General features: G+C 43.3%; 13 protein-coding genes. 2 read left to right on the top strand and 11 right to left on the bottom strand.

The features are described from left to right. Positions 1 to 142 precede the first annotated feature (142 nt). The 3 genes from AB4585_RS17245 to AB4585_RS17235 form a co-directional block, all read right to left on the bottom strand. The gene (locus tag AB4585_RS17245; RefSeq protein ID WP_372170397.1) at positions 143 to 1,147 is read right to left on the bottom strand and encodes a metal-dependent hydrolase; all 1,005 of its coding nucleotides are present in this window, start codon (positions 1,145 to 1,147) and stop codon (positions 143 to 145) included. A 143-nt stretch (positions 1,148 to 1,290) separates the two neighbouring features. Continuing rightward, positions 1,291 to 1,719, bottom strand: a complete 429-nt coding sequence (locus tag AB4585_RS17240) for a hypothetical protein (protein ID WP_372170396.1) — start codon at positions 1,717 to 1,719, stop codon at positions 1,291 to 1,293. A 174-nt stretch (positions 1,720 to 1,893) separates the two neighbouring features. Next, the gene (locus AB4585_RS17235; protein WP_136973886.1) at positions 1,894 to 2,703 is read right to left on the bottom strand and encodes a sulfite exporter TauE/SafE family protein; all 810 of its coding nucleotides are present in this window, start codon (positions 2,701 to 2,703) and stop codon (positions 1,894 to 1,896) included. A gap of 343 nt (positions 2,704 to 3,046) precedes the next feature. Here AB4585_RS17235 and AB4585_RS17230 point away from each other — a divergent pair, with 343 nt between their 5' ends. Together AB4585_RS17230 and AB4585_RS17225 are read left to right on the top strand one after the other, a co-directional pair. Continuing rightward, a complete protein-coding gene (locus AB4585_RS17230) occupies positions 3,047 to 4,024 on the top strand; it encodes a DUF1852 domain-containing protein (protein WP_017064213.1) in 978 nt (325 codons plus the stop codon). Between the two features lie 45 nt (positions 4,025 to 4,069). Beyond that, the gene (locus AB4585_RS17225) at positions 4,070 to 5,098 is read left to right on the top strand and encodes a methionine synthase (protein WP_017062410.1); all 1,029 of its coding nucleotides are present in this window, start codon (positions 4,070 to 4,072) and stop codon (positions 5,096 to 5,098) included. A 211-nt stretch (positions 5,099 to 5,309) separates the two neighbouring features. Here the strand turns inward: AB4585_RS17225 and AB4585_RS17220 are convergent, their stop codons facing one another. From AB4585_RS17220 to AB4585_RS17185, 8 genes are all read right to left on the bottom strand, one after another. Next, on the bottom strand, positions 5,310 to 5,711 hold the full coding sequence (locus tag AB4585_RS17220) for a hypothetical protein (RefSeq protein ID WP_017062409.1): 402 nt from the start codon (positions 5,709 to 5,711) through the stop codon (positions 5,310 to 5,312). Beyond that, positions 5,704 to 6,153 (bottom strand): N-acetyltransferase, encoded by a 450-nt coding sequence (locus AB4585_RS17215; protein WP_136973884.1) that lies wholly within the window; start codon positions 6,151 to 6,153, stop codon positions 5,704 to 5,706. The genes AB4585_RS17220 and AB4585_RS17215 overlap by 8 nt, the downstream gene beginning before the upstream one ends. Positions 6,154 to 6,222: 69 nt before the next feature. After that, on the bottom strand, positions 6,223 to 6,723 hold the full coding sequence (locus tag AB4585_RS17210; RefSeq protein WP_017064207.1) for a hypothetical protein: 501 nt from the start codon (positions 6,721 to 6,723) through the stop codon (positions 6,223 to 6,225). 61 nt (positions 6,724 to 6,784) lie between these two features. Continuing rightward, positions 6,785 to 7,225: a hypothetical protein gene (locus tag AB4585_RS17205; protein WP_017062406.1), complete on the bottom strand. Its 441-nt coding sequence runs from the start codon at positions 7,223 to 7,225 to the stop codon at positions 6,785 to 6,787. Positions 7,226 to 7,424: 199 nt separating this feature from the next. Then, complete coding sequence (locus tag AB4585_RS17200; RefSeq protein WP_017062405.1) at positions 7,425 to 7,925, bottom strand: opioid growth factor receptor-related protein; 501 nt, start codon at positions 7,923 to 7,925, stop codon at positions 7,425 to 7,427. A gap of 473 nt (positions 7,926 to 8,398) precedes the next feature. Further along, complete coding sequence (locus AB4585_RS17195) at positions 8,399 to 8,872, bottom strand: response regulator (RefSeq protein ID WP_010438444.1); 474 nt, start codon at positions 8,870 to 8,872, stop codon at positions 8,399 to 8,401. Next, on the bottom strand, positions 8,859 to 10,214 hold the full coding sequence (locus AB4585_RS17190; protein ID WP_372104791.1) for an ATP-binding protein: 1,356 nt from the start codon (positions 10,212 to 10,214) through the stop codon (positions 8,859 to 8,861). The genes AB4585_RS17195 and AB4585_RS17190 overlap by 14 nt, the downstream gene beginning before the upstream one ends. Positions 10,215 to 10,220: 6 nt before the next feature. After that, positions 10,221 to 11,639 (bottom strand): DASS family sodium-coupled anion symporter, encoded by a 1,419-nt coding sequence (locus AB4585_RS17185; protein WP_372170392.1) that lies wholly within the window; start codon positions 11,637 to 11,639, stop codon positions 10,221 to 10,223. Between the last annotated feature and the right edge of the window lie 22 nt (positions 11,640 to 11,661).

Genomic DNA, 11,661 nt, shown 5'->3' with positions numbered 1-11,661 from the left:
AAATACGTGGATTCCATATACGGAATGGGGCATAAATGAGCTATAGCTTCCCCTAAATTAACAATTCAGAGATAACTAAACGTATGGAAAGTCGCTTAACGTAGCATCCAGTATTGACGGTGCAGATCAGTTTAAAACTAGCTCATTTATCGCCAGTGAGCATACCGAAGAAGATCTGTCTCGACTCTGGCGTGTTGTCTCTATGAGTTTCGTATTTTACATGCGCGTTTGCATCAACTGCTTTTGATAGCTTGATGCTCCATAGTGCTTTCATTTGATTTGGTACAATTGAATATCGGACATCGATAATACGCAGCTCGTCTGTTGGGTCCTGAGCGATATAACCATTTGAAAACCAGCGGAAACGTTCTATGTCTTTGGCTTGTTGAGAGTCCGGGTCAAGCCAAGGTAAATCCCTGCTAACATTCAGCTTCGCAATCGACTCTCCGGGATACGTGCTTACCGATGTGCCAACCCGCACTGCGTCTACATGGTAATGAGCCTCTGTTTCGTACACCACTTTCCAAACCAAGATATTCGCAAAGCTTGGTTTTGCCTCTAATCGAATCGGTGTGTGTTGCCTTTCTTGCGCTAATTGCCACCCAATCGCCTCTGCCCTGTCTCGCTGAATCATCCCTAATGTTGGATAAATTAGCGCCCAAGTAAACGCAACACGCGCTAGCCAAGGCGCTCGTTTTAACGTCGCAAACACAAGCAACACTAGAATGGGAAGCGTATAAACAGGATCGATGATTGATATGGTATTCCAAGAAAAACGCGCGTTGGTGAAAGGCCAAAGTAACTGCGTGCCATAGGTGGTACAAGCGTCTAACAGTGCATGAGTACCATAGCCCAGAGCACAAAACAGCCAACTTTGTTTGAAAGAAAGCCCACGTTTTTTTGCAATCAGGTGATGCAGAACCAAGGCACAGATCAAACTGCCAATGGGGATAAAGAAGAGTGAATGGGTAAATTGTCGATGAAACTCCAAAGCCAACAAAGGGTCACTTTGAGACTTAATCAGTGCATCTAAATCTGGCGCTAACCCGGAGAGCAACCCTAATCCCCCAGCAACAACCAAATGTTGTTTTTTGCTGGCCGATTGTGACAAAGAAGCGCCTAACACGCCCTGCGTTAAAGGATCCATAAACCACTCATTGATAGCATTCCGTTGAATCAAACAAGATACATTTAGCTATAGCAGTGAATTGGGTTAAATAACAATGTTTTATCAAGATAATCATGTTGATAGAAGATACTGATATGAGTACTTTCCATTAAGCGTTAACGTTAAACGTTTTGCAGAGAAGCCTTGCTCAACAACATTTCCCAATCAGATTTCTCTACCTGGCCTTTGCGAACATTCACCTTGTAATAGCCCTTTTGAGTCAGAGATTTAACTTGAATATACTGTCGCGCAAAGACAGAGTTTTTGATTACTAAGTCCGCTTTAATACCATGTAGATGTACGTCTTCACCCACTAAAGATAGATTGCTTTTAGTGAATCTTGAGGCGAGAGCGTAGAAAGCAACCATGATGATGATTGAAGTAGCGAAAGGGAAAAACTGGAGTTCAGTGTGATAAAAGAAGTTAATCGCTAAAGATACGATCACGTAACTTATCGTCATTGATAGAACAACGTTCCAATGTGTGCCGTTGTTCTTAAATGAGATTTCTCGTGCCATCACTTGCTCCTTTAAGTAAGTATTTGACCACATTTGAATATTTATAAAACGTGAACAATCTTATTATGAGCCATGATGCATTAAAAGGCGTTAATACGGCGATTGATAGACTCAGATCGCAATTAGACACTTACATGCGTTTTCTCGCACCTAAATGTCTAATTGATAAAGAAACTGAATCAGTACAGGCCAGAGAGCGCTCTGTGATTAACGAGCAACCATGCTTGCTGCGATAACCACCAGCAGTACTGAGAAGATTTTCTTAATCGTTGGAACCGGTAAATGGTTGGTGGCTTTTGCGCCTAACGGAGCCGTAAACCAAGACGTGCACACAATACCCAACAGCGCAGGCAGATAAACAAAGCCAGCAAAGCCATCTGATAGAGCAAAGTGGCTGCTGCCTGAACTGATGTAACCTATCGAGCCAAACAACGCGATCACAATGCCACAAGCCGAGGCACAACCGATGGCCTTTTTCATATCGACAGAGAAGAACGTTAATAGCGGAACCAGCAATGCTCCGCCACCAATACCTATCATGGCAGATAAGCCACCCGTAATGGTTGTCAGCACAGTGAGCACACCTTTGTTCGGCAGTTTTCGTTCCTTAGGCGCATCATTTTTGCTGCTTAAGAACATCTTGATCGCAATAAGAACCACACTCACAGCAAACACAATACGAACGACTTTTTCCGGTAACAACGCCGCCATAAAACCACTAACCAATGCACCCAGAGCAACACCGAGCATGATCCAAGGCGCCAGATCCCAAGGCACTTTGCCATTCTTGTGGTGAGCGAGTGCAGAAGATGTTGAAGTGAACAGTATCGATGCCAACGAGGTAGCAATCGCCGCGACAACAACTTGGTCGGATGGTAGAACTTCTAAATACAGTAAAATGCTGCTTAACACAGGAACAATGATCAGCCCTCCGCCAATACCTAACAAACCGGCTAGAAACCCAACACCACTGCCCAGCAACGCACAGTAGAAAATCAACAACAGCAATTCACTCATTTCATCCATCTCTTAATTAAATTAATCGTCTTAAATAACACACTATTAATGCGGTTATATTTCCATCAAGCTAATTAATATAACTGACACCAACTAAAATATTCAAACAGAATAGATCATGAATATTCCTCATGTTGAATGTGAAGTAATACCATTGTTAATGGTCAACCTATCAACGTATAAAAACCTTAAACGATTAACTTTATACGACATTAATTCTACTAAGCATTAATTTCAGACAGCATAGCCTTCGATTCTTAATCCGGTCACAAGCAAAAAATAAAAGCCGTTTTAATACTAAAGACCGAGAGAATCAGAAAAAAAATTGGGATACCAAATCAGCATGAATAAAGAATTTAATTTTACGATTAAGAGCATTAGCCTCGACGAAAACTACCAGCCTGCAGACAGCACGCGTATCACTACCAACTTTGCTAACCTGGCTCGCGGTGACAGCCGTCAAGCGAACTTACGCAATGCACTACAAATGATCGATAACAGTTTCAACGCGTTAGCGCACTGGGATAACCCTAAGGGCGACCGCTACTCTGTTGAGCTTGAAATCATTTCTGTTGATATGGATATTGAAAGCAACGGCGAAGCATTCCCTTCAATTGAAGTGCTGAAAACCAATATTGTAGACCGTAAAACTAACGAGCGTATTGAAGGCATTATCGGAAATAACTTCTCTTCTTATGTTCGAGATTATGACTTTAGCGTACGTCTATTGGATCATAATAAAGGCCAAGATAAATTCAGCATTCCAGAAGATTTTGGTGACTTACACGGTAAGCTTTTTAAATATTTCGTTAACTCTGACGCTTACAAAAAGAACTTTAATAAACGACCTGTTATTTGCTTAAGCGTGTCAGATAATAAAACCTATTACCGCACTGAAAACCAACACCCAGTATTAGGTTTTGAATACCAACCGAATGAGTCTTCTTTAACTGAACAATATTTCAAAAAGATGGGCTTACAGGTTCGTTATTTCATGCCGCCTAACAGTGTTGCACCTTTGGCCTTCTATTTCTTTGGTGATCTGCTGAACGATTACTCTAACCTAGAGCTTATCAGCACCATCAGTACCATGGGTACGTTCCAGAAAATCTACCGACCTGAGATTTACAACGCGAACGCGGTTGCGGGTAACTGTTACCAACCAAACTTGAAAAACTTGGATCACTCGCTGACTCAAATCGTGTACGACCGTGAAGAACGAAGCCAGCTAGCTGTTGAACAAGGTAAATTCGCAGAAGAGAAGTTCATTAAGCCATACCAATCAGTTCTAGAGAACTGGTCGGCAAATTACGCACTTTAATCGTCTATTGCGCTCTCAAACCACCCAAGGATAGGCAATATTATTATGAAAACACTATTACCGACTTCAACAGCGGGCAGCTTGCCGAAACCGTCTTGGCTTGCACAACCAGAGACGCTTTGGTCGCCATGGAAACTTCAAGGCGATGAACTCACAGACGGCAAACAAGATGCGCTGCGTGTCTCTCTGCACGAGCAACAGCAAGCAGGCATTGATATTGTGAGTGACGGCGAACAAACACGTCAACACTTTGTAACGACCTTCATTGAACACCTGAATGGCGTTGATTTTGAAAAGCGTGAAACCGTTAAAATCCGCGACCGTTACGATGCGAGTGTACCGACGGTTGTAGGCCCAGTTTCTCGTCAGAAATCTGTGTTTGTTGAAGATGCGAAGTTCTTACGTCAGCAAACCGACCAACCGATCAAATGGGCTCTGCCGGGGCCTATGACCATGATTGATACACTTTACGATGCGCATTACCAAAGCCGTGAAAAACTGGCGTGGGAATTTGCAAAGATCCTCAACGAAGAAGCCAAAGAACTTGAAGCGGCAGGCGTGGATATTATTCAGTTCGATGAACCTGCGTTTAACGTGTTTTTTGATGAAGTGAACAATTGGGGCATCGCTTGTTTGGAAAGAGCCATTGAAGGGCTTAAGTGCGAAACAGCAGTCCATATTTGTTATGGCTACGGCATTAAAGCGAATACGGATTGGAAAAAGACATTAGGCACCGAGTGGCGCCAATACGAAGAAGTCTTTCCTAAGCTGCAGCAATCGAATATCGACATTATCTCTTTAGAGTGTCACAACTCTCATGTACCTCTTGAGCTGCTTGAGCTCGTACGAGGCAAGAAAGTAATGGTCGGTGCGATTGATGTTGCAACCGATTCGATTGAAACACCGGAAGAAGTGGCTAGCACTCTACGTGAAACACTTAAGTACGTTGATGCCGACAAGCTCTACCCTTGCACCAACTGCGGCATGGCTCCCCTACCTCGCGAGATAGCCTCAGCGAAGCTTAATGCGCTAAGTGCTGGCGCAGAGATCGTTCGTAAAGAGCTTTCAGCGTAACGCTTTCCTAAAGAACAAAAACTATGCCTTTAAGCCTAAGTATCATATTGATGCTTAGGCTTTTTGTTATGTGAGTTAATGAGCTTTACGCGCTGCTTACCAGGTTTTATCTAGGTCTTGAGCATATAAAGAGATCGCTCGTTGGTACTCTTTAATCGCATCGCTATTCGTCGTGGAAACTAAAAGCTCAAGTAACAGCGATGTCGCTTCTTTATGGCGACCTAGTTCGACACGCTAACATACGGCTCCATTCTTCTTTGCTCATTGCGCCTTTAGAAAGGTAAATATTGTGTTTCTGCATTGCACCTTTCGTGTATGAAAGCTTGATGAATGAGCCAATTTCAAACGGAAGAAAGCTACGCTGTAAAGTCACATCACAAGCAACGCCATTTAAACGTACATGACCGTTCGTGATTTCAAACGAGCTATCGCGAAGCTTCCACCACAACATTAGAATTTTTATTAATGGAGGAACACAAATTATCAGCCCTATGGTTAGCAGCGATGAACGATCACCGTCTGATATCCAATAGACAAGACCTAGTGCAATAACAATAAACAGCAACTCTGAAAATAAGTATTTAACAAAATTTAGTTGGATACGGTTATCCATGACACTCTCTCAATGATGACCCTAAAGGCAGCTCCATTTCAACGAGCCCTTTCACTTCAGACAACTGAGTAAAACCTTTTGATTGATAAAGCTTAATGGCGGGGTTCTCACTGAACACGCGCAACACTAACTGAGCCGATGCTTGATTGTTCGCATGTTCAATAGCCAAATCGAGACACTTAGAGCCAAAACCTTGACCTTGACAGTCAGCTAATATCTGCAAGTCCCTAAGAAACGTTGTACCACTAGCGTAACTGAAGCGAACAACACCAATACGGCGATCCCCCACATAAATTTCATAGTTATCCAGCTCATCCCAGCTGCGTAAAAACTGGCTATGACCCCAAGCGATTCCACGAGCTTGATAGTAACTCGCCATATTCGTTTTGGTGATCGATTCAGCGAACTTAGGCTCTGAACCTTTGACCAACCTTACTTCCATATTGTGTCCTTTGTTTTCAAATCACATCTGAATACGGCATAGCAAAATGCCGTATATGTTGAATCATTTTTAGGTACATACTGGTTTCACTTCCTTCCATTGTGTATCCCATTCTTCGCCTAACAAATTAGAAAGTTTTTCACAGTCGTATAGATAGCGAAGACTATCTTTACAGTACGCAGTAAGTATTTCAGTTAACTGACCAGACGCTTTTTCGTTGTCTTTGAGTTTTCCGTACATCATCAAACCAGTCCTAAAGGTGTCTTGATCGAGGTCAGACGCTTGCTTCGATAACATCCCAAAGGAAATAGCGTTAATAGACAGGGCTAATGCAATCGCATCGCCTTCATCTCCCTCTAATTCACAAGCACTATAACGAGCTAACAAGTTCGATGTTTTAATTAATGGGGCAAGGTCTTTTGTATTTGCATATTTATAGGTTTCAAAACCTTGCCGCACCGCAGCTTTATGACTGTCTTCAATGCTCACAACATAGTCTGTCAAAACATGTAAGCTCGCATATGCACCTAGCCCGAAAGCCACAATGAACACGGCGATTAATCTGATCACTTATCTCTCCTAAAAGAACCTTGTGCTGGTTAATTTTAAACGGCGTCTTGTAGTAACAACCCTACTTGCCATCGACCTTTTCTAGAAACCAACTTCCTTGGCACGGCCCATTGGTTAAGTGCCATCGGCCGTCAAATCTACTGCCACTGCCACGTGCGGAAAAACGATAATCCCATTGGCGATGTTTAGCATATAAACGTAAGTCGCCGTTTTCCGTCACCCAACCCTCTAACGGTGTTCCATTGTAGGTAAGCCTTAGAGTAGCCTTACCCTCACGAATAGTTCCGGTGATGGTTGTGCGTTCACACATATTATTGCCAGTGGTGTTAATACGGCGGCCTAGCCACTCACCGTCGAAATCGATAGAAGGAACAAATTGGGGACTATCCGGAAGTTTAGGAAACGACTCGGAATTACTGGACCCGAACCACTGAAGCTCACGACCAACAAGGAAGAAGACAACAAAGCCGATTGATATCGCTATCACAAATCCCTTTTTCATTAGCCTCTTCCTAATCCGCTGACCTTAAGAAAAGAACCCTAACATAATGAAAAGTAATAACTTACCATCAGTTTAATTAACTTTGATATATTCCACAAATTGCATTCAAATGTTGAATATAGAGAAAGCGGCATCGTACAAAATACCGCGCATTGAGAATCAATTATGAGCAGTGCCGGAAGCTCTGCACAGAAAAACCCTAACCTTCCAAGGCATTGCGCCAATACTGAACGGTTTTATCCGACACCAACCCTGTCTCGGTCGCCGCTGATACTAAAAAGTCACATAACCGAGCCGCAACCTCTTCATTACCCAACAAGTATAAACTGCGAATGGCTCGCGTTAACCTTAGCTGGTTATGGTCATGATTCTTTAACCATACGTGATTAGCCGGGCTAAGTGGTAACGATGAAGATATTTCACTCCCGTTTCGCTGCATACCCCAAAACTCAAGCATCAGGTCAAGCACTTGTAGATGAGCTGTGCGGAGCGCTTCTGAATTAGCAAAAAGCACCTTATCTTCTTGAGTAACCAACGGGGCATGTTGATTAAACTTAGTCCCCTCATCTATTGGGAAGAACACTTGAATGTACTTATGGTCATGCTCCAACCAAAAATGATTGTAAGCCAATAACTGTTCTATATTTCGACCAAATTTGTCCGGCGCTTCACCAGATATAAAGCGAGCAATCTCACTCATTTTAAAATCCTACTGACTATAAACCCCCACTTGTGGGCGAATGCATTATTACGCAGTAAGCCGTCAAAAGCCTAGTCCTTTACGTTGTAAGTACCGATTTGGCTTAGAACTCCACGTCCCACGCGTTAGGAATCACTTTTGAATAATTTCGACTTACTTTTCTAACAAACGACACGGGAACTCTGCGACACATTTTAGCTCTGCTGTATGTTCAGGGAATCGTTCCTGAAGAAAACACAATGCATCCGTTGGCGTTGGCGTTGGCGTTGGCGTAGCGTATGAGTTTTAGACTAAAGCCAGCAACCAGTGTGTTAATAACTGAGTACCAAAACCTGAACGACTAAAAGAGGTAGGTAAAATAAGCAGCGAAAGATTACATCTTTCAAAGAAAAACCCTTCAGAAAGCGTCCTTCGGTGCATAGAATTTCAAGCGACTTACACTAGTGAATAATGTAAGTCGCTAACATAAGAGACTAACGTAAGCGTCTCAACACAACCTGCTGGTCGAGCTCATTCTGATAGTCCGTGTAATCAAGCCCTTGATCAAATATGTACTCAGTGACAAGAGTGCGAATGCACTCAACTAATGTGCTTGCTTGCCAAGGCTTTTCAAAGTAACGGTCGATGCCTGCTGCATTAATCGCATTGATGGTATCGGTATGAGTGGCCTGCCCTGTAAGAAGAATTTTCTTTGTATTCGGAAAGCGGCTGTCATGGAACACGTCAGTGAGTAACTCCACACCCGTTTTCCCTGGCATCACATGATCAGACACGATGACGGTAATGTGTTCGCCTTCTGCGTCAAGTTCATCAATGAGATCAAGCACTTCTTGTGCTGATTCACAATCTTCAATATTCAGCCAACTCGCCAGCGGCTCTAAATCTTGTACCACTGCGCTCAGTACTTCTCTCTGGTCATCGACACAGATTAAATTAAGCTTCTCCATGTTCACCCTCTACTGGTAACTTGATTCTAAATACAGTTTTAGAAGCATCACTTTTCACAATGATACTTCCGCCATAACCCGCCACAATCCGCTTAACTACTGATAAACCCAAGCCCAATCCAAACGATAAACCACCTTTTTTAGTGGTGAAGTTGGGCTGAAATACCTTTCTACGAGTCGCCTCGTCTATCTCAGGGCCGTTATTCGCGATCGTAACTAATATCCTTTTCTTACTTAATCTGGTTTGAATCTCTATTGCGGCATCGTCTGAATTCGACATTGCATCACAAGCATTCTTTACAATGTTGACCCAAATCTGAACGAGCTCTGTTTTCGAGCCTTTAAAAGACGGTAAATCCGCAGGGCTCAATCGCACAGACACTCTACGTAACTCACTTTGTAGCAACGATAAGGCATGGTTAATGGAGTCGTTAATATCAACCGCTTCTTCGGTGTCGATATCAACTCTGCCAAGTTGTTTAACCGATTTTACGATGCCGACGGTGTGTCTAGATGCCAAACGCAAATCATGTAAATCACAGCCCATCTGCCAAAAACGAATCGCTTCTTCTGGTTTTTTCAGCCAATGCTTTGAAATAACGTCTGTTGCAGATAAAGCATCAATTGGAATCGCCTTTGCAAGAGAGCGAGCAATGTTTTTGTCTAAACCATATTTTCTTTCAAATTGTCGCCCACGTGTTCGTGCTTCTGACGACGACGTTTTCTGACCATGCATTAACCCAAAATCGAAAAATTGACTGGCTTCTGGATGCACTTCTTCAAGCAGATCCATGATGACCGTTTCAAGTCGACCAGATTTACTATTTACGACACCAATAGCGTTGTTAAGCTCATGAGCAATCCCTGCAGCCAATTGACCCAAGGTCGTCATTTGCTCAGCAGTATGTAACTTCTCTAGCGCTTTTTGTTTCGCTATCGCTTCTTGTGTTGCGCGGCGTTGACGACGCGACAACTCATTGACAATTACAGGTGTGAACTGTGCGGTAAGAGGACCAAATTTACGTTCATCTTCTGCAGGCGTGTCTTTATCGATCCACGCTAACTCAACATCGGTTTTAGCAACAACCGTTGAAGATGCTGTCCAATTACCTGAAAAGAAGCTATGAACGCCTATAAAAGCCCCACTACCCGCGCTAAATACTCGCACTTGCGGTGTATTCGCATCGGTATAAAACCCTTCCAGTTCTCCACTAAACACATAATATAAACGAGTGTTTAACGCTGATTGTTCAATAATGGTGTTACCGGCACAGCACGTCACCCGACGTTCTGTTTGGTTAAAATAGCGCTCTATCAGTGCTTCTAGCTTTTGTTGATACACGTATCGTTATCCTATGTGACCAATTGAATGTAGCACCCACACCATAACAAAACTCAGTAGCACACCAACCACACCCAAAATAATACCGATTCTGGCCATTTGATTACTTTGCACATGACCAGTGGCATGAGCCAACGCATTCGGTGGCGTACTGATTGGCAGCGACATACCTAATGAAGCGGCAAAAGTCACAACCAAAATTAACGTTAGCTCACCGCCTAGTGGCGTGAGTGAAGCCATAGACGAACCTAATGCCGCCATAATTGGCATTAACAAGTTAGCCGTTGCGGTATGAGACATAAAGTTTGCCATTACCAAACACAAGAACGCCGCTCCGAACAACACCACATAGGGTGAGTAGCTATCAAACGGAATACTGTGTACCACGAGCTTTGCTAAGCCAGTTTTATCGAGCGCTAAACCAAGCGCAATACCACCTGATACAAGCCACAATACGTCCCAAGAAATTTTCTTCAGGTCTTCTTTATTGATGATCCCTGTGAGTGAGAACACAGCGACAGGAATCAGAGCGACGGTGTAAGAGTTCATGCCATGGCTTGAACCCATTAACCAAAGAATGATGGTCAGCGCAAAAGTGACGTACACCGCAATGGCTTTAGGCGTTTTAAGGAATTTACCTTTGATGCTTAGCTCGATTTTCTTTTGGTCAGCTTTGTACATAAAGCCTATTAAAAACCACGCTAACGCCATCATAATCACAACAAACGGCACACCAAATGCCATCCATTCACCGAACGTAATGAGGTTATCGCCAACTAAATATTTAAGTGCGATAGCGTTCGGAGGGGTACCGATCGGAGTACCAATGCCACCGATGTTAGCGGCAACCGGGATACAAAGCGCAAACGCTACACGACCGGGGTCTTTCGGACCAAACACAGCCAGTACCGGCGTTAAAATAGAGAGCATCATTGCCGTTGTTGCCGTGTTAGACATAAACATCGAAAAGATACCAGTGATCAACATTAAGCCGAGCATCACAAACTTTGGGTCTTGTCCAAATGGCTTCAACAACACGCGAGCTAAGTTTACGTCTAATCGATATTTAGTGGCGGCCATTGCTAAGAAGAAACCACCCAAAAACAGCATGATGATTGGGCTAGCGAATGTCGCCATGATATCGCTGTATTTTAACAGCTCACCAAAATGTTCCTCCCCATGCTCAAACCTTAAAAAGATCAGCCCTTTATCCGACAACATCAATAATTGCAGAACGATAATAACAACAGACGTCGCGTAGATCGGGATGGGCTCGAACACCCAGCACAATGCCGCTAACAAAAAGATCGCAATAACGCGTTGTTGAATAATCGTAAGGCCTTCAAATGGAAACACTGATAGCGGCATGACGAGGATAATGAAAGGAATTAAAATAGGGATAATGTATTTAATATAGGGGCGCATAGCACAAAAACTCTTCCTGAGA

It is taken from the genome of Vibrio sp. 10N.222.49.C9, assembly GCF_041474985.1.
GTDB classification, from domain to species: domain Bacteria; phylum Pseudomonadota; class Gammaproteobacteria; order Enterobacterales; family Vibrionaceae; genus Vibrio; species Vibrio crassostreae_C.
The sequence above is the reverse complement of the archived record's forward strand: the minus strand, read 5'-3'. Positions and strand labels throughout refer to the sequence as shown.